Origin of the sequence: Pseudomonas sp. 10(2024) (genome assembly GCF_045164175.1) — a bacterium.
Classification (GTDB): Bacteria; Pseudomonadota; Gammaproteobacteria; order Pseudomonadales; family Pseudomonadaceae; genus Aquipseudomonas; species Aquipseudomonas alloputida.
In genome coordinates this window covers 5,861,748-5,887,675 of sequence record NZ_CP174006.1, presented here as the reverse complement: position 1 = coordinate 5,887,675, position 25,928 = coordinate 5,861,748, and the positions used below count along the sequence as shown (strand labels likewise).

At 59.7% G+C, this 25,928-nt stretch carries 23 protein-coding genes; 12 read left to right on the top strand and 11 right to left on the bottom strand.

Annotated elements, in window-relative coordinates; all coding sequences use genetic code 11:
* Nucleotides 1-10: 10 nt before the first annotated feature.
* Nucleotides 11-1,048 (top strand): AraC family transcriptional regulator, encoded by a 1,038-nt coding sequence (locus ACI7M0_RS26580; protein ID WP_129931819.1) that lies wholly within the window; start codon nt 11-13, stop codon nt 1,046-1,048.
* A gap of 158 nt (nt 1,049-1,206) precedes the next feature.
* Here ACI7M0_RS26580 and ACI7M0_RS26575 read toward each other — a convergent pair whose 3' ends face one another.
* Nucleotides 1,207-2,124 carry a LysR substrate-binding domain-containing protein gene (locus ACI7M0_RS26575; protein WP_029615354.1) on the bottom strand — a complete coding sequence of 306 codons (918 nt, stop codon included), beginning with the start codon at nt 2,122-2,124 and terminating at the stop codon, nt 1,207-1,209.
* A gap of 195 nt (nt 2,125-2,319) precedes the next feature.
* Here ACI7M0_RS26575 and ACI7M0_RS26570 point away from each other — a divergent pair, with 195 nt between their 5' ends.
* The 4 genes from ACI7M0_RS26570 to ACI7M0_RS26555 all read left to right on the top strand — a co-directional run bounded on the left by ACI7M0_RS26570 (nt 2,320) and on the right by ACI7M0_RS26555 (nt 6,309).
* Complete coding sequence (locus ACI7M0_RS26570) at nt 2,320-3,069, top strand: SDR family NAD(P)-dependent oxidoreductase (protein ID WP_014754902.1); 750 nt, start codon at nt 2,320-2,322, stop codon at nt 3,067-3,069.
* A gap of 67 nt (nt 3,070-3,136) precedes the next feature.
* Nucleotides 3,137-4,438, top strand: a complete 1,302-nt coding sequence (locus tag ACI7M0_RS26565; RefSeq protein ID WP_104886886.1) for an MFS transporter — start codon at nt 3,137-3,139, stop codon at nt 4,436-4,438.
* An 18-nt stretch (nt 4,439-4,456) separates the two neighbouring features.
* Nucleotides 4,457-5,305, top strand: coding sequence for a transketolase (locus ACI7M0_RS26560; RefSeq protein ID WP_129931818.1), 849 nt, complete (start codon nt 4,457-4,459; stop codon nt 5,303-5,305).
* A complete protein-coding gene (locus ACI7M0_RS26555) occupies nt 5,302-6,309 on the top strand; it encodes a transketolase family protein (protein ID WP_129931817.1) in 1,008 nt (335 codons plus the stop codon). Before ACI7M0_RS26560 ends, ACI7M0_RS26555 begins: the two co-directional genes overlap by 4 nt.
* Nucleotides 6,310-6,420: 111 nt before the next feature.
* Here the strand turns inward: ACI7M0_RS26555 and lpdA are convergent, their stop codons facing one another.
* Complete coding sequence (gene lpdA, locus ACI7M0_RS26550) at nt 6,421-7,821, bottom strand: dihydrolipoyl dehydrogenase (protein ID WP_014589177.1); 1,401 nt, start codon at nt 7,819-7,821, stop codon at nt 6,421-6,423.
* A 207-nt stretch (nt 7,822-8,028) separates the two neighbouring features.
* Here lpdA and cfaB point away from each other — a divergent pair, with 207 nt between their 5' ends.
* Nucleotides 8,029-9,213, top strand: a complete 1,185-nt coding sequence (cfaB, locus tag ACI7M0_RS26545) for a C17 cyclopropane fatty acid synthase CfaB (RefSeq protein WP_129931816.1) — start codon at nt 8,029-8,031, stop codon at nt 9,211-9,213.
* Between the two features lie 83 nt (nt 9,214-9,296).
* On the opposite strand, the gene cls is transcribed toward cfaB, so the two are convergent.
* Complete coding sequence (cls, locus tag ACI7M0_RS26540) at nt 9,297-10,736, bottom strand: cardiolipin synthase (protein WP_049588388.1); 1,440 nt, start codon at nt 10,734-10,736, stop codon at nt 9,297-9,299.
* Nucleotides 10,737-10,868: 132 nt separating this feature from the next.
* Between cls and ACI7M0_RS26535 the strand changes: the two genes are divergently transcribed.
* Complete coding sequence (locus tag ACI7M0_RS26535; protein ID WP_010955846.1) at nt 10,869-11,396, top strand: DUF3617 domain-containing protein; 528 nt, start codon at nt 10,869-10,871, stop codon at nt 11,394-11,396.
* Nucleotides 11,397-11,525: 129 nt separating this feature from the next.
* Here the strand turns inward: ACI7M0_RS26535 and ACI7M0_RS26530 are convergent, their stop codons facing one another.
* Both ACI7M0_RS26530 and ACI7M0_RS26525 read right to left on the bottom strand, forming a co-directional pair.
* On the bottom strand, nt 11,526-12,827 hold the full coding sequence (locus tag ACI7M0_RS26530; RefSeq protein ID WP_010952894.1) for an IS4-like element ISPpu8 family transposase: 1,302 nt from the start codon (nt 12,825-12,827) through the stop codon (nt 11,526-11,528).
* Nucleotides 12,828-13,038: 211 nt separating this feature from the next.
* Complete coding sequence (locus ACI7M0_RS26525) at nt 13,039-13,419, bottom strand: glutamine synthetase (protein WP_104962837.1); 381 nt, start codon at nt 13,417-13,419, stop codon at nt 13,039-13,041.
* 114 nt (nt 13,420-13,533) lie between these two features.
* Here ACI7M0_RS26525 and zigA point away from each other — a divergent pair, with 114 nt between their 5' ends.
* From zigA to ACI7M0_RS26510, 3 genes are read left to right on the top strand one after another with little or no spacing between them, the layout of a single operon-like run.
* Entirely contained in the window at nt 13,534-14,742 is a 1,209-nt protein-coding gene (gene zigA, locus ACI7M0_RS26520; protein WP_129933592.1) for a zinc metallochaperone GTPase ZigA, read from the top strand.
* On the top strand, nt 14,739-15,365 hold the full coding sequence (locus ACI7M0_RS26515; protein WP_129933594.1) for a DUF1826 domain-containing protein: 627 nt from the start codon (nt 14,739-14,741) through the stop codon (nt 15,363-15,365). Before zigA ends, ACI7M0_RS26515 begins: the two co-directional genes overlap by 4 nt.
* A gap of 40 nt (nt 15,366-15,405) precedes the next feature.
* A complete protein-coding gene (locus ACI7M0_RS26510) occupies nt 15,406-16,377 on the top strand; it encodes a GTP-binding protein (protein WP_129933596.1) in 972 nt (323 codons plus the stop codon).
* Here ACI7M0_RS26510 and ACI7M0_RS26505 read toward each other — a convergent pair whose 3' ends face one another.
* A complete protein-coding gene (locus ACI7M0_RS26505; RefSeq protein WP_003253259.1) occupies nt 16,378-16,770 on the bottom strand; it encodes a DUF3301 domain-containing protein in 393 nt (130 codons plus the stop codon). It abuts the gene before it with no gap.
* Nucleotides 16,771-16,890: 120 nt separating this feature from the next.
* Between ACI7M0_RS26505 and pdxY the strand changes: the two genes are divergently transcribed.
* Nucleotides 16,891-17,763, top strand: a complete 873-nt coding sequence (gene pdxY / locus ACI7M0_RS26500; RefSeq protein WP_129933598.1) for a pyridoxal kinase PdxY — start codon at nt 16,891-16,893, stop codon at nt 17,761-17,763.
* On the opposite strand, the gene ACI7M0_RS26495 is transcribed toward pdxY, so the two are convergent.
* The gene (locus tag ACI7M0_RS26495) at nt 17,760-18,245 is read right to left on the bottom strand and encodes an acyl-CoA thioesterase (protein ID WP_003253263.1); all 486 of its coding nucleotides are present in this window, start codon (nt 18,243-18,245) and stop codon (nt 17,760-17,762) included. The genes pdxY and ACI7M0_RS26495 overlap by 4 nt on opposite strands.
* 339 nt (nt 18,246-18,584) lie before the next feature.
* Between ACI7M0_RS26495 and ACI7M0_RS26490 the strand changes: the two genes are divergently transcribed.
* Entirely contained in the window at nt 18,585-20,345 is a 1,761-nt protein-coding gene (locus ACI7M0_RS26490) for a cation:proton antiporter (RefSeq protein WP_104962834.1), read from the top strand.
* Between the two features lie 155 nt (nt 20,346-20,500).
* Here the strand turns inward: ACI7M0_RS26490 and ACI7M0_RS26485 are convergent, their stop codons facing one another.
* The 4 genes from ACI7M0_RS26485 to zwf form a co-directional block, all read right to left on the bottom strand.
* Nucleotides 20,501-20,908 (bottom strand): SMI1/KNR4 family protein, encoded by a 408-nt coding sequence (locus ACI7M0_RS26485; RefSeq protein WP_010955839.1) that lies wholly within the window; start codon nt 20,906-20,908, stop codon nt 20,501-20,503.
* Nucleotides 20,909-21,021: 113 nt separating this feature from the next.
* Nucleotides 21,022-21,876: a Tim44 domain-containing protein gene (locus ACI7M0_RS26480; RefSeq protein WP_003253268.1), complete on the bottom strand. Its 855-nt coding sequence runs from the start codon at nt 21,874-21,876 to the stop codon at nt 21,022-21,024.
* Nucleotides 21,877-22,008: 132 nt separating this feature from the next.
* Nucleotides 22,009-24,195, bottom strand: a complete 2,187-nt coding sequence (gene uvrD / locus ACI7M0_RS26475) for a DNA helicase II (RefSeq protein WP_010955837.1) — start codon at nt 24,193-24,195, stop codon at nt 22,009-22,011.
* Nucleotides 24,196-24,409: 214 nt separating this feature from the next.
* Nucleotides 24,410-25,852: a glucose-6-phosphate dehydrogenase gene (gene zwf / locus ACI7M0_RS26470; RefSeq protein WP_003253271.1), complete on the bottom strand. Its 1,443-nt coding sequence runs from the start codon at nt 25,850-25,852 to the stop codon at nt 24,410-24,412.
* Nucleotides 25,853-25,928 lie beyond the last annotated feature (76 nt).

The window sequence follows — 25,928 nt, the reverse complement described above, 5'->3', positions numbered from 1 at the left end:
AAGAGGCCCGATGAGCCAGCCTTTGTATAGGCGCGTGGTGCCCGAGACCTACGTGCAACTGCTCTATGAATACCTGGAGGCGCTCGGTCATGAACCTGAGTCGGTGCTTGGCCAGCCCTGGCCCACACCTGCCCAGGAGGGTGTCGGCGGCGTTGATGTGGAATGCTGGGATCGCCTGCTGGTGACGGCGGCGCAGGCACTGGACGACCCGCTGCTGGGCCTGCACGTCGGTCAAACCATCAGCGCCCGGCATATCGGTGTGCTTGGTTCGGTGCTGCTGGCCTGTGGTAATTTCGGTACGGCTATGCAACGCCTGGAGCGCTACATTCGCCTGGTGTACGACGTCATTCCCATGACTCGCCGCGACGGCGACGGCTGGTTCGAACTGGTCTGGGATGTCAGCCAGTACCAGCCCGGACCCTTGGTGAACGAAACCGGTATGGTTGCCATAGTGCAGTTCTGCCGTGCCCTAGTGCGCGGCACGGCCAACCCGTTACGAATCGATTTCAATCATCCCAGCCCCCTCGATACCAGTCCGTATGAAGCCTTCTTCGGCTGTCCGGTACGCTTCGGTCAGGCCGAGGCGGTACTGCGTTTCTCCGCGCAACTGCTCGAACTGCCCTTCAAGAGCCCTGACCCGGCGCTGGTCTCCCTATTGGAACAACATGCGGATCGCCTGCTGGCCCAGTTGCCACGGCAGGATGGATTCGTGGAACAGCTGCGCAAGACCATCACCCATGCCCTGCGCGAAGGTGAGCCGAGCATAGAGCGAATAAGCCCCCAGCTGGGCACCTCGTCACGCACGCTACAGCGCCGTCTACAAGAAGCCGGCACCAGCTTTCGCTATGAGCTGAACTTGGTCCGCCACGAACTAGCGTTGTCGTACCTGCGCGATCCACGCCTGCAAATCGTGGATATCGCCATGCTGTTGGGCTATTCGGAGCACAGCGCTTTCACTCGCGCCTTCAAGGAATGGAGTGGAAGATCGCCCCATGAGGCGAGGCAACTCAACTCGGAGAGTTACTGGGCGGGGAGTCCATGGAATTAGAGAACGCTTCGGGGGCAGGCTCAGTCCAATCGCCAAGCAGCGATAACCAACCTATCAGCCAGGCCTTGCTGGAAGCTCTACGCTCGTAGGCTCTGGACCGTTGCGATCCGCCATTCCGAACTCTGGTCACAGCAACATGCACGCGATCATCAGCATGCTTAAAACACGAAGCCATGCCCGAGCTCTCGCTCCATCCACGCCAAGAAACGCCTGACCCGTTCGAACCCGGAATGCGCTTTCGGAAACACCAGATGATGGGCCGCCACAGGCGCGCTGAAGATGTGTGGCACGACTTCCACCAGTGTTCCGGTTGCAAGGTACTTCTGCGCTAATAACGTGCTTTCGAGTGCAAAACCCAGCCCGTGACTGGCGGCCTCCAGGGACATGTAGGAACGATCGAAGCTCAACGCGTAGGGCTTTTCCGGGCGGGCGAGACCGTGTCGAGCGAACCAGGCCGGCCATTTCAACAATGTGGCTTCGGAGAGAATCAAGTCCCGACGCAGTAGATCCGACGCGTCGTCGATCCTATGCCGGGCCAGCAGTTTCGGTGAGGCCAGCACGGCAAATGCCTCATTGCCTAAAGTGCGCACCTCGTAGCTAGGCCAATTGGGTTCGCCATGGCGAATGTCTACGTCAATCTTGTCTCGACTGAAATGCAGAGATTCATAAGAGCACGACAAGTTGATCTGGATATCCGGGTGCGCCATCCGAAATGCTTCCAGCCTTGGCATTAGCCACAGCAGGCCGAAACTCGGTGACGAATGCAAACGCAGGCAATCGAGGCTGACGTCGCTGCTGGCCCGTTCTGTGGCGACGGAAAGACTGTGCAGAATGCCGGAAACGTCTTTCAGATACTGCTCGCCAACGGGGGTCAGGCTGACGCCTCGCGCCGCGCGAAAGAACAGTTGTCGACCAATCATTGCTTCGAGCTTGGCCAATTGATGACTGACAGCCGAAGGGGTGAGGTCTAGCACTTCCGCTGCGCGGGCAACATTACCGAAGCGAGCAGTTTGCTCAAAGGCCTGAATCGCTCTCAGGGGTGGAAGGGCCGGCGCGGTATCGTCAACAGATCGCATATCAGTCACTTCGCTCGCAGCGCATATTTTTATTGGGGACCTTCATTCAATCATTTAGCAATCAGGGTGACGAGTGCTGAATTTTTTTCAGCACCCAATGATTTTTGCGTTATTGCTCAGGGCCTGGGCCGAGACCAAAGTAGGCCCATCGATTCCGCTGAATCGACCCTATAAAAACAATCAGAGGTCACACCCATGCTTCTTCAAGGCAAAGTCGCAATCATCACTGGCGCCGCATCGGCACGCGGGATCGGCCGGGCAACTGCGGCCACATTCGCTGCTCAAGGTGCCCGCGTGGTGATCCTCGATCTGGATGAAGCCGCTGCCCGCGATGCCGCAGCGTCTCTTGGCGAAGGACATCTCGGCCTGGCCGCCAACGTCGCCGATCAGGCACAGGTAAACCAGGCCGTTGCGCAGATCATCGAGCACTTTGGCCGCATCGACGTGCTGGTCAACAACGCTGGCATCACCCAACCCCTCAAGACCCTGGACATCAAGCACAGCGACTACGACAAGGTGCTCGACGTCAGCCTGCGCGGCACTCTGCTGATGTCTCAGGCCGTCATTCCCCTGATGCGCGAGCAGCGTTCGGGCAGCATTGTCTGCATGTCCTCGGTATCGGCACAGCGTGGCGGCGGCATCTTCGGTGGCCCGCACTACAGCGCAGCGAAAGCCGGGGTACTGGGCCTGGCCAAGGCCATGGCACGAGAGCTGGGGCCGGATAACGTGCGCGTGAACGCCATCGCCCCGGGTCTGATTCACACGGACATCACTGGCGGTTTGATGCAGGACGATCGTCGCCACGCAATCATCGACGGTATTCCACTGGGCCGTCTGGGCGAAGCGCAAGACGTCGCTAACGCCGCTTTGTTCCTGGCCAGCGATCTGTCGACCTACCTGACCGGAATCACCCTGGATGTAAACGGCGGCATGCTCATTCACTGATGCACATTGCGTCAGCCCGTGCGGCTGACGCTGTTCTGAATCGATAAAAACAAGAGATCAGACCATCATGATTACCACCCTGTCATTGGACGCGGTTTCGGCCGTGCGCTCCAACGCATACCGCAAGACTGCCTGGCGACTGATGCCGTTCCTGATGCTGTGCTACCTGTGTGCCTATCTGGACCGGGTGAATGTGGGCTTCGCCAAGTTGCAGATGATGAGCGACCTGTCCCTAAGCGAGGCCGTCTATGGCCTGGGCGCCGGCATGTTCTTCATTGGCTACTTTCTCTGCGAAGTGCCCAGCAATCTGATCCTGCACAGGGTCGGCGCACGCCGCTGGATCGCCCGGATCATGATTTCCTGGGGGATCATTTCCGCCCTCTTTGCCTTCGTTGAAACCGCCTGGCAGTTTTATGCCCTGCGTTTTCTGCTTGGCATCGCTGAAGCGGGTCTGGCTCCGGGCCTGTTGTTGTACCTGACCTACTGGTTCCCGTCCTACCGTCGCGCAAAGATGACCGTGCTTTGGTTCGTCGCGATTCCATTGTCGGGGATGATTGGCGGCCCACTGTCAGGTTGGATCATGAATCAGTTCGCAGGTTTTCATGGCTGGGCGGGCTGGCAGTGGATGTTCGTCATCGAGGCAATTCCAACCGTCATCGTCGGCTTGTTGGTACTGACCTATCTCAAAGATGGCGTGCATCAGGCCACCTGGCTGACCGATGAAGAAAAGGAACTGGTTACCAAGGAGCTCGCCGAGGACAACGCCCACAAGGTCACTCATGCCTCACCTCGGGAATTCATCCGCGATCGCCGCCTATGGCTGCTGGCCTGCATCTACTTCTGTGTAGTCATGGGCCAGTACGCGATTACCTTCTGGCTGCCGACCCTGATCCGCAATGCCGGGGTATCGGACCCACTGCACATCGGCATGCTGACCAGCCTGCCTTACATGTGCGCCATCGTCGCCATGCTGCTGATGGGCCGTAGCGGCGACAAGCATCGCGAACGTCGCTGGCACCTGGTTGCCCCGATGATCGCAGGCGCCATCGGCCTGACACTGGCGGCGCTGCTGGGTGGCAACCTGCTGCTGTCGGTACTCAGCCTGTGCCTTGCAGCAGCTGGCGTGCTCTCGGCTTCCTCACTGTTCTGGATGCTGCCCACTACGCTGCTCGGCGGTGTGTCAGCCGCAGCAGGTATCGCCGGTATCAACAGTTTCGCCAACCTTGCCGGGTTCTGCTCGCCTTACCTGATCGGTTGGATCACCACTTCCACCGGTTCCAGTGCCATCGGCATGTACCTGATCACCGCAGTGCTGCTCGCGGGGGCCACGTTGGTCCTGCGCATTCCCGCCGCATCGGTCAATCGTTAACTCGCTGGAGTAGTCACCATGACTGTCAACGCACCCGACACTTCGCTCTCGGCGCTCGCCGAACGCGCGTACAACATTCGCCGCCATGCCCTGCGCATGGGGCAGGTCCAGGGCCAGGGTTATGTCGGCCAGGCCCTCGGCGCCGCTGACTTGCTGGCCGTGTCGTACTTCCATGCGCTGCGCTATCAGCCCCACAACCCCGAATGGGAGCAACGCGACCGCTTTTACCTGTCCATCGGTCACTACGCCATCGCCCTGTATGCAGCGCTGATCGAAGCCGGCGTGATCCCCCTGGAGGAACTGGAAACCTATGGTTCGGACGACAGCCGCCTGCCGATGTCGGGCATGGCCGCCTACACGCCGGGCATGGAAATAACCGGGGGGTCGCTCGGCCACGGCTTGGGCATAGCGGTCGGCGCTTGCCTGGGCCTGAAACGCAAGAACTCGGATTCGTTTGTCTACAACCTGCTTTCGGACGGCGAATTGAACGAAGGATCAACCTGGGAAGCCGCGATGTCGGCCTCACATTGGAAACTGAACAACCTCATCGCAATCATCGACGTCAACAACCAGCAAGCCGACGGCTACTCCAGCGAAGTGCTGACATTCGAGCCCATCGTTGACCGTTGGCAGGCGTTTGGCTGGTTTACCCAGCGCGTGGACGGCAACGACATCGGCGCCCTGGTCGCCGCGTTCGACGCCGCACGCAACCATCAAGGGGCACAGCCGCGGGTCATCATCTGCGATACCAAGATGGGCAAGGGTGTGGACTTTCTCGAGTCACGTGAAAAAACCCACTTCATCCGCGTCGATGAAAACGAGTGGGATCTGGCATTGCAAAACCTTCAGGTCGGGAGAACTGTATGAGCCGCGTAAACACCACCGAAACCGGCAAGAAGCGCCTGACAACCTCGGCCATGATCGCTTCGATCGCTGCCGAGGGCCAGGCCACCCGCTCAGCGCCGTTCGGTCATGCGTTGGCGGCACTGGCCGAACAGCGTTCGGACATCGTTGGCCTGTCGGCGGACCTGTCCAAGTACACCGACCTGCACATTTTCGCGAAGGCGCACCCGGACCGTTTCTATCAGATGGGCATGGCCGAGCAATTGCTGATGAGTGCAGCCGCTGGCCTGGCACGCGGAGGCTGCGTGCCGTTCGCCACCACGTACGCGGTATTCGCTTCGCGTAGGGCCTATGATTTTATCTGCATGGCCATTGCCGAGGAGAACCTCAACGTCAAGATCGTCTGCGGGTTGCCGGGCTTGACCACCGGTTACGGCCCCAGCCACCAGGCTACGGATGATCTGGCAATCTTCCGCGCCATGCCGAACCTGATGATCGTCGACCCATGCGACGCTCTGGAGATCGAGCAGGCGGTGCCCGCTATCGCCGCCCATCAGGGACCGGTGTACATGCGCCTGCTGCGCGGCAACGTGCCGCTGGTATTGGACGAATATGGCTACAAGTTCGAGATCGGCAAGGCCAAGACCCTGCGCACCGGAAAGGACGTGGTGATCATCTCCACCGGTCTGATGACCATGCGCTCGCTAGAGGCCGCAGCGCAGTTGCAGAAGGATGGCGTCGATGTGGCAGTACTACACGTACCCACCATCAAGCCACTGGACGAACAGACGATTCTGGCTGAGGCACGCAAGTCTGGACGGCTGGTGGTCACCGCCGAGAACCATTCGATCATCGGCGGCCTGGGCGAGGCGGTGGCGGGCCTGCTGCTGCGCAACGGGGTAACGCCGACATTCCGCCAGATCGCTTTGCCCGATGCCTTCCTCGATGCCGGCGCCCTGCCGACGCTGCATGACCGCTACGGTATCTCCACCGATGCAGTGAGCGCGCAGATCAAGGCTTGGCTGTGACGTGATACCTGAAGATAGAGCCGGCCGGAATTAAAGGCGGCTCTATCTCTGTATGCCCGCAAAGCGAATGCCGAAGGCAAGGGCATGGCCTGACGCAGCGAATGGGGCTCGTCAGATTTGCATGGCCATGCCATCCACATTCATCGCCGCCTGGCGCAGGGCCTCGGAGCGCGTCGGGTGAGGGTGGCAGGTGAGGGCGATATCTTCTGCCGAGGCCGAGAACTCCATAGCCACGCAGAACTCACCAATCATCTCGCTGACGCTTGGGCCCACCAGGTGCACACCCAGTACTTCATCGGTTTCGGCATCGGCGATGACCTTGGCGAAGCCTTCGGTCTCGTGGTTGATCTTGGCACGGCTGTTGGCGGTGAAGGGGAACTTGCCAACCTTGTAGGCACGTCCTTCGGCCTTGAGCTGCTCCTCGGTCTTGCCCACGGTGGCCATCTCCGGGCGGGTATAGATCACGCCAGGGATGAGGTTGTAGTTGACCTCGTGGGGCTTGCCGGCGATGCGTTCTATACAGGCCACTGCTTCGTCTTCGGCCTTGTGCGCCAGCATCGGGCCCGAAGTGACGTCGCCAATCACCCAGACACCCGGCACCGAGGTACGGTGGTGCTCGTTGCCGAGCATGCCGCGCTTGTCGGCTTCCAGGCCCACGCTTTCCAGGTTCAGCCCTTTGGTATAAGGGCGACGGCCGATAGCCACCAGCACGTAATCGGCTTGCAGCGATTCTGCGGTACCCCCAGCGGCAGGCTCCAGCGTCAGGCTGACGCCATCGGCACCTGCGGTAGCCTGAGTCACTTTACTGCCCAGCTTGAACACCATGCCTTGCTTGGCGAGAGCCTTCTGCAGGGTCTTGGCCGTTTCCGTGTCAGTGCCTGGGCAGATGCGGTCCAGGTATTCGATGACAGTGACCTGGCTACCCAGGCGGCGCCAGACCGAACCCAGCTCAAGACCGATCACGCCAGCACCGATGACGACCAGGTGCTTGGGCACTTGCGGCAGCGACAGCGCGCCGGTCGAGTCGATGATGCGCTGGTTGTCGACGGTCACACCTGGCAGAGGGGTGGGTTCAGAGCCGGTGGCAATGACGATGTCCTTGGCCTGCAACGCGGTTTCGCTACCGTCTTCGGCCTTGACCACGACCTTGCCGATGCCATCCAGGCGGCCCCAGCCTTTGATCCACTCGACCTTGTTCTTGCGAAACAGGTATTCGATGCCCTTGGTCAGGCCTGTCACGCTCTCATCCTTCTGTTTCATCATCTGGGCGAGGTTGAGGGTGGGCTTTACTTCGATACCGAGGTGGGCGAACTCGTCACCGCTGGCAGCTTCGTAAAGCTCCGAAGCATGCAGCAGCGCCTTGGATGGCATGCAGCCGACGTTCAGGCAGGTACCGCCCAAGGTCGAGCGGCCTTCCACGCAGGCAACGCTCAGGCCCAACTGGCCAGCACGGATGGCTGCGTTGTAGCCGCCAGGGCCACCGCCGATGATCACCACGTCATAGGATTTCATGGGTTCAACTCCAGGATGTAGAAGCGCGAGAGGGCACAAGGTTAAGCTGAGATGCAGTGATTGTATACAATCTGCTGTATGGATAAGATCAGTTGGTTCTAGACCATGGTCTTGCTTAGAGGAAACATCCTACAGATGAACTACTCTGATCCGGTGACGTTCGAAATATTAGGCGTCGTGGCCAGTTACGGACAGGAGGGGTGTTTCATGCTTGCTCAACTTCCACCTGCATTGCAGAGCTTGCATCTGCCGCTGAGGCTGAAGCTGTGGGACGGTAACCAGTTTGATCTTGGGCCTAGTCCTCAGGTCACCATTCTGGTGAAGGAGCCGCAGCTGATCAGCCAGTTGACCCACCCAAGCATGGACCAGCTAGGCACCGCATTCGTCGAAGGCAAGCTGGAGCTGGAAGGCGATATCGGTGAGGCCATCCGCGTGTGCGACGAGCTGAGCGAAGCGCTGCTGGCGGATGAGGATGAAACGCCGCCGCCCCGTTTGTCTCATGACAAGACCACCGACGCCAAAGCGATCTCCTACCACTATGACGTGTCCAACGCGTTCTACCAGCTTTGGCTGGACCAGGACATGGCCTATTCCTGCGCCTACTTCCGTGAGCCGGACAATACGCTCGACCAGGCGCAGCAGGACAAGTTCGACCACCTGTGCCGCAAGCTGCGCCTGGATGCCGGTGATTACCTGCTCGATGTTGGCTGTGGCTGGGGCGGGCTGGCGCGGTTCGCTGCCCGTGAATATGGCGCCAAGGTGTTCGGCATTACCCTGAGCAAGGAGCAATTGAAGCTCGGCCGCAAGCGTGTGCAAGCCGAAGGGCTTGCCGACAAGGTCGAGCTGCAGATTCTCGATTATCGCGATCTGCCCCAGGATGGTCGCTTCGACAAGGTTGTCAGCGTGGGTATGTTCGAGCATGTCGGGCATGCCAACTTGGCGCTTTACTGCCAGAAGCTGTTTGGGGCGGTGAGGGAAGGGGGGCTGGTGATGAACCACGGCATCACTGCCAAGCACGTCGATGGTCGACCGGTCGGACGCGGGGCGGGTGAGTTCATCGATCGCTATGTATTCCCCCACGGCGAGCTGCCGCACCTGTCGATGATCAGCGCCAGTATCTGTGAAGCCGGGCTGGAGGTAGTGGACGTGGAGAGCCTGCGCCTGCACTACGCTAAAACCTTGCACCACTGGAGCGAGAACCTGGAGAACCAGTTGCACAAGGCGGCAGCGCTGGTGCCTGAGAAGACCCTGCGGATCTGGCGTTTGTACTTGGCCGGGTGCGCCTACGCCTTTCAGAAGGGCTGGATCAACCTGCACCAGATATTGGCAGTGAAGCCATACGCCGACGGGCATCATGACCTGCCCTGGACGCGGGAAGACTTGTACCGCTGAAATCGTAAGTGGCACAGCCCTGACAGGGCTGTGCAGGAGCGGCCTTTAGCGCGAAAAGGCCGCTTTCAACGGGCGTGTTCACCCTAAAGAATCGGCGATATCAGCCGCGCAATCCGCATCCCCAATTGCTGCAGTCGATGGGTATCTTGGGTGTCTTCTGCAGTAATTTCCCGCGCTTGTTCGAAGTCTTCCTGGAGCATGTGCTCGACCTGGTCGGCGAAGCCGCGATCGACTGTCAGAAGGGTAATCTCGAAGTTCAGGCGGAACGATCGGTTGTCCAGGTTGGCACTCCCAATCGCGCTGACGTCATCATCCACCAGCACCACCTTCTGATGCAGAAACCCGGGTTGGTAACGGAACATACGTACCCCCGCGCGCACTGCTTCGAAGGCAAACAGGCTGGAGGCGGCGTAGACGATGCGGTGGTCAGGCCGTGACGGGATCAGCACCCGCACATCGACTCCCCGTAGCACCGCCAGCCGCAAGGCGGCGAACACGGCCTCGTCAGGGATGAAGTAGGGGCTGGTGATCCACACCCTGCGGGTGGCCGAATGAATCGCTTCAAGGAAGAACAGCGAGCAGGTTTCTTGTGGGTCTGCCGGGCCGCTGGCCAAGGCCTGACACAGGACGCCGTTATCCGGGTACGTATCGGGCAGGATCAGCGGCGGTAGCTGGCGCGTGGCCCAGTACCAGTCCTCGGCGAACGACTCTTGCAGGCAGGCCAGTACTGGCCCGCTGATCTGTACGTGGGTGTCACGCCAAGGGGAAAGCTGTGGATGTTCACCCAGGTACTCGTCTCCCACATTGTGGCCGCCGATGAAGCCGAGCAAGCCATCCACCACCACAATCTTGCGATGGTTGCGGAAGTTCACCTGGAAGCGGTTGAACCAGCCGCGACGGGTAGCGAATGCGTGGATCTGCACACCGCCGTCACGCAGCACCTGGCTGTAGCTGGACGGCAAGGCGTGGCTGCCGACACGGTCGTACAGCACGAACACCTGCACGCCTTCGGCGGCTTTGCGTAGCAAGAGTTGCTGCAGTGCCTTGCCGAGGGTGTCGTCATGAATGATGAAGAACTGCACCAGTACCACATCGCGTGCTTTTTCGATGGCTGCGAAGATGGCATCGAAGGTGGCTTTGCCATTGATCAGCAGTTTCACTTGGTTATTTGCCAGGCATGGCATGCGACCCAGCTTGGGCATGGCGCGCAAGGCTGTGTAGCTTTCCGACTCGCGGGCGGTAAGGGCTTCTTCAACCCAGGGCCGCCAGTTGAGGTTGGCCATGGCCACGTGCATTTCCTGGTTGGCCTGGCGCCGAGCCTTGATGTAGGCATAGAACGAGCGGGCGCCGAAGATCAGGTAGGGGATCAAGGTGAGGTAGGGGATGAAGAGTAAGGGCATCGCCCAAGCAATGGCGCCTTGGGCTGTCCGCACGGTGAACAGCGCATGCAGTGCGGCGACAATACCCAGCAGATGGATCAGGCCGAGTAGGTAACCAAAGAAGTAGGGGCTGTGGTAATCCATATGCATCCTGCTTGCCGAGTACACTTGAGTTAACAGAACACGTTCCCGGTCCGCCTGCAACCCGCAGGCGGATTTGGCGTCTAAGGCTCAGTCCGGCCCGTTTGACCGGCTTTTTTCCAGGAGCGTTCGTCCATGAAGATTCGTCTGCCACTGTTGGCGTTGGCCCTAGGCATGAGCAGTCCACTGGTACAAGCCCAGATGCTGCAACCGGGGTTGTGGGAGCTGACCACCAGCAACATGCAGGTCGATGGCAAGCCGCTACCCGACATGGAATTCATGCTCGGTCAGTTGAAGAACCTGCCGCCAGAGCAACGCGCAATGATGGAAGGGGTGTTGGCCAAACAAGGGGTCAGTGTAGGTGGTAAGGGTGTGCGTTCGTGCCTGACGCCTGAACAGGTGGCAACGAATGACATTCCCCTGCAGGACCCGAAATCGGGCTGCACGCAGAAGATTACCGACCGTACCGGTAACGTGTGGAAATTCCAGTTCAGCTGCCCGAAGGCACAGGGTAGTGGCCAGGCTACATTCCTCAGTGATCGGGAATTCACCACCCAGGTCAGTGGCACGTTCAACGCTTCGGGTGTGCAGCAGCAAGGCAGCATGAACACGCGTGCGGTGTGGTTAGGCAATGACTGCGGGGCGGTCAAACCGCGCAGCTGAAATTCCCATTGGTGAGTGGCAACCGCGTCGTGGGCATGCAGGCTCGGATAGTTCCACGTGGAACATTTCATTTCGATCCTTGCCTCGACGCGGTTACGGCATAGCTTTTCGGTCTGACAAACATCCCTTTCAAGGTCTTTTGGTTTTGGCGGCCTTGATGACCCGATCCGTCGAAACATGAGCATGTACAGCCGTCCCTTGCACCCAGGCCTTCGCTTTGAGCACCTTGGGGCCTCGTGGGCTTTTCGCAACCTGTCTGGGCTGGATGTTTCTGGCCAGCTCCAGCAGGCGCTGAGCCAGGTTTTCCATCGGAACAACGGGCATGTACTCGGATGGCAGGGCAATCTGCATGCCTTCGTAACCCCCTCTGATCTGCACCGCCAAGTGATAGATCGAGGCTTCCCAATTCTCGGGCAAGGCATCGCGGTGAGCCTGTTCAACACTTCGCTTGAGCAAGGCCAGAACGTTGTATGCCAGCACGGCAGTGGTGAATCCAAGCAAGGCGGCTCGCGGACTGCCGAGGGTTTCAATTTCACTTTCCAGAATTGCTTCCAACCGCTGGAACATCCCTTCAATACTCCAGCGGCGCCGATAGAAGTCTGCGATCTGTTGCGCACTGATGCTCTCGGGCAGGTTGCTCCAGAACATCAAGCTGTTATCACCTGAGTCGTTTGGTGAATGAAGCGTTAACTCGACACGTCGCCAACGGTGCCCGCCTTTTACTTCGATGGATTGCTCGCGCACAGTGCCTGTGGCGACGGGCATCGGTGCTTGCCACTCACCTTCCTGGATCAAGCGTGGATGCTTGGCCTGCTGGCGAATGACAAATGATGTCTTCACCTGTTCGCACGCCTCCATTACAGGCAGCGTGCAGTAGAGACGGTCAGCGATCCAAACCTGATTGGTCTTTGCTTCAGCCAGCAACGGCAAAACACAAACTCGTTCGCTTGCGTAGGCGTCCTCGCACGGCTGGAGGTCAATTACCTGATCCAGGTCGGGGTCGTAAACCACCACCGAAAACCCGGGGCGAGCCGCTCCGCGCTCTTGGCGCAGCGCGCCAAGACGCTTTTCGGTAGAGGCCAAGTGGCTGCCATCGACCACCCGAACTTGCCAATCAGGAAGCATGGCTGAGCAGCCCAACTCATGGATTGTCGGCGCCAAGCGCTGCGCGCAGCCTGTCACCAGAGCACGCAACAGGGCAGGTTCGGTTCGACTGATCTTGTCGTACAGAGCTGCCAGGCTGACGGGAAGGTCGTCCAGTTGTCTTGCCGCAGCATGCAGCGATGGCTTCAAGCCCAATGAAACAAGCGACATCAACTTGATAATGGTCGAGAACAGCAGCTCGCGAGAATACTGCCGTTGGCGGTGCTCCTCGAAAACCTGATCGACCCACTCCGGCGCAATGGCCTGCTCCAAGGCAAGTTTGGCCATTACGCTGGCGGGTGCTTTTTTCTCGAATCGCGCTAGTACATCAGCCCACATCGCTCGGGTCTTCCTGACTGGATTTCAGCGAATTCTACCGAAGACCTTGAAAGGGATGGGTCTGACAAAGGGCTGGTCAAGGCTGGTGTTTTCAGCGCGTGCTCGAAGCTGACTTACAAAATAGGCAGCAGAGAAAAAGCGTTCAAAATGAAAGGAGGCGTCAACGGCACCCCTCGATCAAGCTGCAATGCAGCTTGAAGCGCTCCCCGCTGGAACTGGATACGCGGTTCAAGGTGGTCCAGCCTACGCGGCGGCTGTAACCCACCCAGGCCTCACCATCGCTGGCCAGGCCGGTAAAAAAAGTCAATGTGCCATAGCGGCTGTTGGTTTGTGCCCACAGCCGGCGGCTGCTGAAGTCGTAGCCGCGAAGGTAGAAGGTGCTGCCTTCAGTACGCACACTGTAGTAACTGCCTTTGCCGTCCTGGCAAGCGAGCAGCGTCGCACTCCGCGTACAAAGGGCCAGTGTTTGGTTTTGTGGCATGGCCAACAGCGAAGCAGGCATGGTGAGTAACAGCAATGCCATGACGCGTGGCAAATTCATTTTTCATCCCCTGTGAGCACTCGTCCGTCGAGAACCACTTGGCGAAATTGTATTGTTACTTTATAACATTGTGCAATGCATCGTTTCGAATGCGTCTGCCTGAAGGGGTTCGCCATGTCCAATCGTCTTCCCGTCACCGTGCTGTCCGGCTTTCTGGGCGCCGGCAAGAGCACGCTGCTCAACCATGTGCTACGCAACCGCGACAACCTGCGGGTGGCGGTAATCGTCAACGATATGAGTGAAATCAACATCGATGCCAGTGAGGTGCAGCGCAATGTCAGCCTCAACCGCGCTGAAGAGAAACTGGTCGAGATGAGCAACGGCTGCATTTGCTGCACGTTGCGCGAAGACCTGCTTGAGGAGGTTGCACGGTTGGCCGAAGAGGGACGTTTCGACTATTTGTTGATCGAATCCACCGGTATCTCTGAGCCGCTGCCAGTGGCTGAGACCTTCACTTTCCGTGACGAGCTGGGTCGCAGTCTGTCCGATATGGCGCGACTGGACACCATGGTCACCGTGGTCGATGGCTTGAACTTCCTGCGCGACTATCAAGCAGCAGACAGCCTAGCCAGCCGCGGCGAAACGTTGGGCGAAGAAGACGAGCGGTCGATCAGTGATTTGCTGATCGAGCAGGTCGAGTTCGCAGATGTGCTGCTGCTGAGCAAGATCGACCTGATCAGCCAACATGAGCGCGAAGAACTCATCGCTATTTTGCGCAGTCTCAATGCCCGAGCGCAGATCGTACCCATGGTCATGGGCCAAGTGCCGTTGGCACGTATCCTCAACACCGGGCTGTTCGACTTCGATCAGGCGGCCCAGGCACCAGGCTGGTTGCAGGAGCTGCGCGGTGAACATGTACCAGAAACCGAAGAGTACGGTATCGCGGCCATGACCTGGCAGGCCCGACGCCCGCTTCATCCACAGCGCTTTTACGACTTTATCCACAAGGACTGGGAAAACGGAAGGCTGCTGCGTTCCAAAGGCTTTTTCTGGTTGGCCAGCAAATATCAGGAAGCTGGCAGCTGGTCGCAAGCGGGCGGCATGATGCGCCATGGTCTGGCTGGCCGCTGGTGGCGCTTCGTGCCACGCGAGCAGTGGCCACAGGATGTGGATAACACCAGCGAGATCTTGAAACACTGGACCGCTGAGACCGGTGACTGCCGCCAGGAGTTGGTGTTTATCGGGCAGAATATCGACTTCGAAAAATTATCCACAGCCCTCGATGCATGCCTGTTGACGGATCAAGAAATGGACTTGGGCCACATGGGCTGGTTGCGCCTACCTGACCCATTTGGCCCATGGCATGAGGAGGCGGCAGCATGAACCTGGCGCACCGACCTGTGGATATCTTTCAGGTGTTTGGCGAGACGCCCCAGGTGCTGGCCGAAGTGCTGCAGGATGGCGTGAACCTGGCCGTATGGCGGCGGCGCTTGCCGGCCCAACTGGAGGACTTTGCCGCACTGGTGATCAGCCTTGGCCAGCCCTTGGCTGATCAGCGGGTAATTGATGTGGACGAAGAACAGAAGCCGGTATTGCCAGATCTGCTGCGTGAAGCGGCGGATTTGCATGGATATGAAGCTTTCGTTGCTGATGTGACCTGGTTGGTGGCGGCTTATACCTGCCTGGTTGGCGCACGTCGGGTCGGTTTGCGCTTGCGCGTGTTGAACGCTCCGATGTGCCCACGTTTCCATGTGGATAACGTACCGTTGCGCTTGCTCACCACTTACGTCGGCCCAGGTAGTGAATGGTTGCAAGAGCGGGATAGCTGTCGTGGAGAGTTACACACAGCTCAGCCACCTGTGGATAACATCCAACACCTGCAAGCCGCCGAGGTTGCGATACTTAAAGGCGAAAAATGGCAGGGTAACGAAGGGGCAGGCTTGGTGCATCGGTCACCTTCGGCGCAGCGGGGGCGTTTGCTGCTCAGCCTTGACTGGCTGGCCTGACGGCGCATAGTGAGGCATCACCGCCGCCTGAAGCCACCCCATGCTGCAGAACATTCCCACCCATGTAATTGCCGGCCCGCTTGGTGCTGGCAAGACCACGCTGATCCGTCACTTGCTCGCTCAGCGCCCAGCCAACGAGCGCTGGGCGGTATTGATCAACGAGTTCGGCCTTGTCGGCCTGGATGCAGCCTTACTCAGCCGTGACGAAGACGGCATCGCCATCGGCGAGGTCGCAGGCGGCTGCCTGTGCTGCGTCAACGGCATGCCGTTCCAGGTGGGCCTGGGACGACTGCTGCGCAAATCGCGGCCTGACCGGCTGTTTATCGAACCTTCCGGCCTGGGCCATCCCTTGCAGCTGCTGGCTCAACTGCAACAAGCGCCTTGGGTTGGAGTGCTGACAATTCAGCCACTCCTGATGGTTGTGGATGCCCAGGCCATGTCTCGAAACGAGCCTCTTCCAGAGGCTCAACAGCAGGCTTTCAACGCCTCTGAAAGCGTGGTTTTCAATAAGTCAGAGGCTGTGGATGAAATACATAAGTTGTTGATAAGTAATAAATTTAAAGGAAAGAAGATCATGTGGACCGTGCAGGGGCAGTTGCCTTTGTCCGGCCTCCCGACGGTATCTCCACAGATTGTTGACAGCCCATTCTTGAAAAACAGGATTGTCGACAATCCTGGAATCGCTCCAGCAGCGCTGTGGGCTGACCCCAGTCAACCGATTTGCCTTGCCCAGCAGGGGGAGGGTGGTTGGAGTATTGGCTGGCGGTGGCACCCTGGCCAACAGTTTTATCCACAGCGGCTAAAGGCTTTCTTGTGTGCTTGGCCATGGCGACGGGCCAAGGGAGTTATCCACAGCATGGAGGGCTGGTGGTCATTCAATGGGCTGAATGGGGATATGCCCGCTTGGCAGCCCAGCGACTGGCGGAAGGACACGCGTATCGAGCTGATTTTCGATCAGCCGCAACCGCAACCCGCATTGCAAGCCGGGTTGGATGAATGTCGCGTCAGTTGATCAGTTGCGCCAGCGGTTATGCTCCTGGCGCCATTGCTGCATCTCTATGACGTTGTCGGCGCGCGGTGGGGTCTTGATTTCGAACGGGTAGGGCGCCAGCTCGATCTGCACACTGTGGGCGCCGAACTGGGTCGCGGTGCCGGGGTGACGTTGCTCACCCGTGACGGTGAATTCGAAGGCATAGACGCGTGCCAGGCGCTTGCGGCCATTGGCATCCCGGACAAAGGCGATGCGCTTGAGCGCTACGGCATCGTCAAGCAACTCCAGGTCGAGTTTGGCGCAATGCTGTTTGACCCGTTCCAGGGCCTTTTCACGCAACCCATGGTTGTGCCACAACCAGGCGCCTGCCGTGGCTACCAGCATCAGGACGAAGAGGTTCTCCAGGGTCAACATTTGCATATGCTCCAAACAGGTAGATCCAGCTTAACTGCGTTCCTGGCCTGTCGTACAGGTGGCAATCGAGTTCATACTGCGCTGCGCACAATCCTTGAAACAGCTTTGGAAACCTCCCGCATGAAACGTACCCCGCACCTGCTCGCCATTCAGTCCCACGTGGTGTTCGGCCACGCCGGCAACAGCGCCGCGGTATTCCCCATGCAGCGTATCGGGGTCAATGCCTGGCCACTCAATACCGTGCAGTTCTCCAATCACACACAGTATGGCCAGTGGGCGGGTGAAGTGCTTGCCCCAGCGCAAATTCCTGCGTTGGTGGAAGGCATTTCCAATATCGGCGAGCTGGGCCACTGCGATGCGGTGCTTTCCGGCTACCTGGGCAGTGCCGAACAAGGGCGAGCGATCCTGGCCGGTGTCGAGCGGATCAAGGCGGTAAACCCAAAAGCGTTATACCTGTGCGACCCGGTCATGGGGCACCCGGAAAAGGGCTGCATCGTGCCGCCCGAAGTCAGTGAGTTCCTGCTCGATGAGGCGGCAGCCAGGGCGGACATCCTGTGCCCCAACCAGCTGGAGCTGGACAGCTTCTGTGGGCGCCGCGCCCAGTCGCTGGAGGACTGCGTGAACATGGCGCGCAGCCTGCTGCAGCGTGGACCACAGGTTGTACTGGTCAAGCACCTGGCGTACCCCGGGCGGGCCGAAGAACAGTTCGAAATGTTGCTGGTGACCGCCGAGCACAGCTGGCACTTGCGCCGCCCACTGCTGGCGTTTCCGCGTCAGCCGGTGGGGGTGGGTGACCTGACCTCAGGCCTGTTCCTGGCGCGTGTGCTGCTCGGCGACAGCTGGGTGCAGGCATTCGAATTCACGGCTGCGGCAGTGCATGAAGTGCTGCTGGAAACCCAGGCCTGCGCCAGCTACGAATTGCAGCTGGTACGGGCCCAGGACCGCATTGCGCACCCACGGGTGCGCTTCGAAGCGCAGTTGCTCGCGCTTTAAATGGCGTCGGTTTTCAGGTCCTGGTAGCGCTTTTCCAGCTCCTGGCGGATCTGCCGGCGCTGCTGGCCCTGCAGGAAGCGGCGCTTTTCTTCGCTGCTGTGCGGCTGGCGTGGTGGCACCGGCACCGGACGGCGGTTGTCGTCGACCGCGACCATGGTGAAGAAGCAGCTGTTGGAATGGCGCACCGAGCGCTCGCGAATGTTCTCGGTCACGACTTTGATGCCAACTTCCATCGAAGTGTTGCCGGTGTAGTTGACCGACGCCAGGAAGGTCACCAGTTCACCCACGTGCACGGGTTCACGGAAGATCACCTGGTCTACCGACAGGGTCACCACATAACTGCCGGCGTAACGGCTGGCACATGCATAAGCCACTTCGTCGAGGTACTTGAGCAGGGTGCCGCCATGTACGTTGCCAGAAAAGTTGGCCATGTCCGGGGTCATCAGGACGGTCATGCTCAGCTGGGCGTTTCCAGGTTCCATAGTGTGCTCACGGTGAGGTTGCGCTGAATCGGGCGAATGGAGGGCGTTATCTGCTGACACTTCTGTTCCCCTCTTTGAATTTGCCTTGCTGATACGGGACGTTGGCTGGCGCGCTGTCGTCACGCTGATCATGCCATCACGAGCGCTTTTCCGGCCGATCTGTTTCTGCATATTGCACCGACTTTTAGCGGCGGGGTGCGATGTTAACCTGAGTACGCCCATGCAACATGGGCGTTGCTGCATTCAATGCAGTATGTACTTGCTGCTCGCTCAGGGTTGCCTCGGCAGGAGCGGTCTGACCAGGCATCCATAAAAAGACGAGATAAGGAGTATCACGCCATGCATGCCATCAGCTTCATCCAGGACCTGGCAGTCATCATGCTGATCGCTGGCGTCGTCACCATTCTTTTTCACCGCCTGAAGCAGCCGGTGGTGCTGGGCTACATTGTCGCCGGCTTCATCATTGGCCCACATACTCCCCCGTTCGGCCTTATTCATGACGAAGAAACCATCAAGATCCTCGCTGAACTGGGCGTGATATTCCTCATGTTCTGTCTGGGGCTCGAGTTCAGCCTGCGCAAGTTGTTCAAGGTCGGCGCCACGGCGTTCATCGCAGCGTTCCTGGAAATCGTGCTGATGATCTGGATCGGCTTCGAGATTGGCCGCTGGTTTGGCTGGAGTACCATGGATTCACTGTTCCTGGGCGCCATCCTGGCCATTTCCTCCACCACCATCATCGTCAAGGCGCTCAACGACTTGAAGATGAAGAACGAGCGCTTTGCCCAGCTGATCTTCGGCGTGCTGATCGTCGAGGACATTCTGGGTATCGGTATCATTGCCCTGCTGTCGGGTATCGCGGTCAGCGGCACGGTCAGCTCGGGCGAGGTGTTCTCCACAGTCGGCAAGCTGTCGCTGTTCATGGTCGTCGCTCTGGTCATCGGTATTTTGCTGGTGCCGCGGTTATTGGCTTACGTCGCAAGGTTCGAAAGCAACGAAATGTTGCTAATCACCGTTCTGGGCCTGTGTTTCGGCTTCTGCCTGCTGGTCGTGAAGCTGGAATACAGTATGGTTCTGGGCGCCTTCCTGATTGGCGCGATCATGGCCGAATCACGCCAGTTGTTGAAGATTGAACGCTTGATTGAGCCCGTACGCGACCTGTTCAGCGCCATATTCTTCGTCGCCATCGGTATGATGATTGATCCACAGGTGCTCATCGACTATGCCTGGCCGATCGTAGTCATCACCCTGGCGGTGGTACTGGGCAAGATGCTGTCTTGCGGCATGGGGGCGTTCATAGCCGGCAATGACGGGCGTACGTCTTTACGCGTGGGCATGGGGCTTTCGCAGATTGGCGAGTTCTCTTTCATCATCGCCGCGCTGGGCATGACCCTGCAGGTGACCAGCGACTTCCTTTACCCGGTGGCGGTCGCAGTATCGGCAATCACTACGTTGCTGACACCCTACCTGATCCGCGCGGCTGACCCGTTGTCGCAGAAACTGGGCAATGTGGTACCCGCCCGCCTCGCGCGCGTGCTGTCGTTGTATGGCGAGTGGTTGCGCAACATCCAGCCGCAGGGCGAGAGTGCCATGCTGGCGGCGATGATCCGGCGCATCCTGTTGCAGGTTGGGGTGAACCTGGCGCTGGTGATCGCCATCTTCTTCAGTGGCGGTTATTTTGCAGGGCGTCTCGGCAATTGGCTCAGCGAGTGGGTCAGCGATGTCAGCCATCAGAAGGCCGTCATTTGGGGGGCAGCGTTGTTGCTGTCACTGCCATTCCTGATCGCCGCGTACCGCAAGCTAAAAGCACTCTCGATGCTGCTGGCAGAGATGGGCGTGAAGCCGGAAATGGCCGGGCGACATACCCAGCGCGTGCGCCGTGTGATTGCCGAAGTGATCCCGCTGTTGTCGCTGTTGGTGATTTTCCTGCTGCTGTCGGCATTGTCCGCCAGCATTCTGCCCACCAGCGAATTGCTGCTGGTGATTGCCGTGGTAGCTGCGGTGGTGGTGGCGTTGTTGTGGCGCTGGCTCATCCGCGTGCACACGCGCATGCAGATCGCGTTGCTGGAGACGCTGGAGAACAGTCGCGAGAACTCGCACTGAGGGGGTTCCGCCCTGGGCAAGGTATCTCGCCCGCCCGAGGAGGTGGGGCTATAGCGATGTCGCCAGGCGCAAAAAGCCTGGCGATTTTAACGACCTTGAGTCGCTAAGACGTCATTTTCCTGCCTCAAATCGCGCATCTATAAGGGCGTTAGCGATCAGCTCTCCAGCCAAACATCTCGCGCCCAGTGCCACACCGATTCCCAACTGTCTTCGCCGACACCTTCCTCTTCGGCATCCCACAGCACCACGGTGCCATCTTCTTCCACGCAATAGTAATTGTCGCCGTCCTGGCACAGCGGAATCAGGTCGCGCGGTACGCCGGCATCCCAAGCGTTGGAGGCCACATCTGGCAGGTAGGTGTGCGAGTGCGGATCAGTGACGGTAACTGGCTCAAGGGAGCCGTAAACCACATCACTTACGGTCAGCAGAAACTCTTTGAACACGAATGGAATATTGATGAACAGCTGCTCTTCGATTTCTACCAGCTGGTCTTCGTCGGGAAGCTCCAAGGGCACCGGTACCGGCTCATTCGCTTCACGGAGTTGTTCGATCACTTCTTCCACGGTTCACTTCCTCTGACCTAGATGACAACGCTGCGCCTTATACCCTAGTAGCCCACTTTGGCAAAAGCAAAAACCCCGGGCAAGCCCGGGGTTCTCTGTTTAGCACGCAGCGGTTAGCCGTTCTGACGGATACCGGCTACCAACCAAGGCTGGTTCTCGCCTTGGGCGCGAACCATGTGCCAGCTTTCGCTGAACACTTCGCCCTGGTCGAAGCGCGAATTCTTCGACACGCCACGGAAGGTCAGGGTAGCGTCGGTGCGGTCGGCGCGGTCATCGACACCGTCCAGTTGCACTTCCAGGTTATCGATGTAGGTAGACTGGAAGCCATCACCCAGCTCAGCACGCTCACGCTTGAGGAACTCAAGCATTTGCGGGGTAACGAACTCGCTGATCTTGTCCATTTCATTGGCATCCCAGTGCTGCTGCAGCGACTGGAAGTGGTTACGGGCTGCCGCCAGGAAGCTCTGCTCGTTGAACCAGGCCGGCGCGTTGATCACCGGTGCGGCTGCGGCAGCAGGTGCGGCCGAACCACCGAAAATCGACGGCTGCGCAGGCTGCGCGTGAGCCTCACGCTGCATCGGCGCATGGCCTGGCATAGCCATTTGCGGCTGCTGCTGGCGACGGCGCGCGGCGATGAAGCGGAACACGAGGAACGCGATGAGCGCCACGATCAGGAAGTCCATGATCTGGAAGCCTTCGAAACCGTCGCCCATGAACATGGAAGCCAGCAGGCCACCGGCGGCGAGGCCGGCCAGTGGGCCCAACCAGCGCGAAGCACCGCTGGCGGCAGCCGGTGCACGGCCAGGTGCGGTCGGCGCGGCAGCAGGCGTGGTAGGCGTAGCCTGGCGGGTCTGGTGGATAGGCGCGGAGCCCGAGCTCTTGCCGCCGCCGAAACGCTTGGCGCTGGCGTCCAGGCTCAGCGTCAGGCCGACGCAGAGCGCCAGTGCGATGCTAAGAAAACGTTGCATAAGTGGGATATCCCCTGTTGTGGATTGCACGCGCGTCATGGTGCACAGGTTCCCGGGCACATGACCAGCGACATAGTGTTTCGAGCTTTTGCTTGAATGTTACAAAGTTGGCAGGCCCGACCCTTGCGGGCTTTAGACAGCCTCGAGCTTGGCATACCCCAGCATCAGCCATTTGCTACCTTCGGCAAAATTCACCTGCACCCGCGCCTGAGCGCCAGAACCCTCGAAGTTGAGGATCACACCTTCGCCGAATACCGCATGCTGCACACGCTGGCCAAGGTTGAACGCGGTCTGCGGAATGCTGGCATTGGCGAACAGGTTGCTGTTGGTGGCCGTCTTGGCCCCGCCGAACGGGCGGCTGACGCTGTTGGACAGGCGTACTTCCTGAACCAGGCCTGCCGGAATTTCACGTACGAAACGCGACACCTTGTTGTAAGTCTCGCTGCCATAAAGGCGGCGTGTTTCGGCATAGGTCATGACCAGCTGGCGCATGGCGCGGGTGATGCCTACATAGGCCAGGCGTCGTTCCTCTTCCAGGCGGCCGGGTTCTTCCAGGCTCATCTTGTGCGGGAACAAGCCTTCTTCCATGCCCACCAGGAACACATATGGGAACTCAAGGCCTTTGGCGCTGTGCAGGGTCATCAGCTGGATGCTGTCTTCATGCTCGTCAGCCTGAGTATCGCCAGCTTCGAGTGAGGCGTGGCCAAGGAAGGCCGAGAGCGGGGAAAGGTCGGCGTCTTCGTCGGTGGACTCGAAGTTGCGTGCCGCACTCACCAGTTCCTCAAGGTTTTCTACCCGTGCCTGGCCCTTTTCACCCTTTTCTTCCTGGTGATAGGTGATCAGGCCGGACTGTTCGATGGTGGTCTGGGTCATGGTATGCAGCGGCATGTCCACAACCTTGGCAGCCAGCCCCTCGATCAGCTCGATAAAGGCCCCCAGGGCACTGGCGGCGCGGCCTTTCAGGGCCTTGGCAGCGATCAGCTGGCACATGGCCTCCCACATGGACAGCTGGCTGTGGCGGGCGTGCTCACGGATGGCTTCGACGGTTTTTTCGCCAATACCGCGCGGCGGCACGTTGATCACCCGCTCCAGAGCGGCATCGTTGCCACGCCCTTCGATCAGGCGCAGGTAAGCCATGGCATTCTTGATTTCGGCGCGCTCGAAGAAGCGCTGGCCGCCATAGATGCGGTAGGGGATGCGCTCGCGCAGCAGGGCCTCTTCCAGCACGCGCGACTGGGCGTTGGAACGGTACAGGATGGCGATCTCGTTGCGCGCATTGCCCTGCTTGACCAGGCTCTCGATGGTTTCCACGACATAGCGCGCTTCGTCGTGCTCGTTGTAGGCCGCGTACAGGGTCAGTGGTTCGCCTTCGCCCATGTCGGTCCACAGTTCCTTGCCCAGGCGCCCGCTGTTGTTGGCGATCAGCGCGTTGGCCGCCTTGAGGATGCCGCCGGTGGAGCGGTAGTTCTGCTCCAGGCGGATCATTTCGGCGTCAGGGAAGTCGGCGGTGTACTGGTGAATGTTCTCGATCTTGGCGCCGCGCCAGCCGTAGATCGACTGGTCGTCATCGCCTACCGCCATCAGGCTGTCGCCACCGCGTGCCAGCAGGCGCAACCAGGCGTACTGCACGGCGTTGGTATCCTGGAACTCGTCCACCAGCACGTGGCGGAAGCGTCGCTGATAGTGCTCCAGCAGGCCCGGGTGGTCACGCCACAGGTCCAGGGCGCGAAGCAGCAGCTCGGAGAAATCGATGACACCGGCGCGCTCGCACGCCTGCTCGTAGGCCGTATAGACCTCGCGCATGGTCGCCAGGAACAGGTCGCCCCCCGCCTGGATATGCTGCGGGCGCAGGCCTTCGTCTTTCTGCCCGTTGATGAACCATTGGGCCTGGCGTGCCGGCCACTTCTGCTCGTCCAGGCCCAACTCGCGCATGACCCGCTTGATCAGGCGCTGCTGGTCGTCGCTGTCGAGGATCTGGAAGTTCTGCACCAGCCGCGCTTCCTGCCAGTGGGCCCGCAACAGGCGATGGGCCAGGCCGTGGAAGGTGCCGACCCACATGCCTGCCGGGTTGATGCCCAGCAGTTGCTCGATCCGCTGGCGCATTTCTGCTGCGGCCTTGTTGGTGAAGGTCACCGACAGGATCGAGTGCGGCGACGCCTGCTCGACCTGGATCAGCCAGGCGATGCGGTGTACCAGCACGCGGGTTTTACCGGAACCGGCGCCGGCAAGCACCAGTTGACGCCCGAGCGTGGCCGCTACGGCCTGGCGTTGGGCATCGTTGAGGGAATTCAGCAGGAGAGAGAGGTCGTCTGTGCGCATCGGGCCATTCTAGGGCGATGCCGGGTAAGGGGCAAATATCTACTGTATGAATATTCACCTGGCGGCATCCCGCTCATCGGTCCGGGGCCAGGTCACGGCCTGCGCAAACTGGCTGAGGCATGGTCAGGCGATGGCCTTCACGTTATGGATTTCGCACCTTCGAACTTCATCTGCAGCTGTTTCAGATTGAGGGTCGCGCCATCGCGCAGGTCTTTCAGCCATGCCAATGCCTGCCATGCCTGGCGAGCAGGCTGTTGGCTTGCTCGGGCCCGAAACTGCCAGCCGGGTAGGGGCGGGGCGCCTGGAAGTGCTCTTCACAGCCCTTGATGATTGGATCTACCCAGGCCCAGGCTGCTTCCACTTCATCGCGGCGCATGAACAGTGTCGAATCACCTTCGAGCACATCCAGCAGCAGACGCTCGTAGGCTTCCCAGCGGCGAGTCTGGCTGAACACCTGGGCCAGATTAAGGTCCAGGTCCACGGGTTCCAGGCGCATGCCCTTGCCTGGGCTCTTGGTCATCATGCGCAGGCTGATGCGTTCGTCCGGTTGCAGCTGTATCAGCAACTGGTTGACCTGGCCGCCGCTGAACAGTTCGTGAGGCACTGGCTTGAACTGGATGACGATCTGCGAAGCGCGCCGCGCCATGCGTTTGCCGGTGCGCAGATAGAAAGGCACGCCCGCCCAGCGCCAGTTGTCGATGTGCGCCTCGATGGCCACGAAAGTTTCGGTATCGCTGTCGTTGTCGACGTCCTTTTCAAAGTAGTAGGCCGGCACTTCCTGGCCGCCGATACGCCCGGCACCATACTGGCCGCGTACCGTCTTGTCCTGCACATCCTGGCCGGTGATCGGCTTGAGGGCGCGCAGGATTTTCACCTTTTCGTCGCGTACCGCTTCGGCCTCGAACTGCGCGGGTGGCTCCATGGCCACCAGGCAAAGCAGTTGCAGCAGGTGGTTCTGCAGCATGTCGCGAATAGCCCCGGCGCGATCGTAGTAGGCACCGCGGTTTTCTACGCCCAGTGTCTCGCAAACGCTGATCTGGACATGGTCGACCTGGTTGTTGCGCCATACCGGCTCCAGCAGGGCATTGGCAAAACGCAGGGCCATCAGGTTCTGCACGGTTTCCTTGCCCAGGTAGTGGTCGATGCGGAACACCTGTCTTTCTTCGAACACCGTGCCAATCGCTTCATTGATGGCAGTGGCCGATTCCAGCGAATGGCCGATCGGTTTTTCCAGCACGATGCGCGCTTCGGTGTCGGCCAGTCCGGCAATGCGCAGGTGGTTGGCAATCGGCACGAACAGGTTGGGAGCGGTGGCCAGATAGAAGATGCGCGTCAGCCCACCGGGTTCGCCCAGGTAGCGTGCCAGGCGGCCGAAGTCGGCGCTCTGTGAAGCATCCATCGGGAAGTAGTCGACCCGTGCGGAAAACCGCTGCCACACCTCTTCGTCGAAGTCGCTGCGGGCAATCTGTGCCCGACAATGGCGTTCGGCGAGCTTCAGATAGTCGATGCGTGGCAGGTTGCGCCTGGCCAGTGCGATGACCCGCACGGCAGGGTTCAGACGGGCCTCGCGAAACAGGTGGTAGAGCGCCGGAAGCAATTTGTGCAGGGCCAGATCACCGGTGCCGCCGAAGACCAGAATGTCGCAAGGAATAGTCAAACCACCACTCTCCACGTTCGTTTAACTGGGCGGGTTGGCGTCCATGTAGTATAACTACAAGAAAGCTACAACCCGG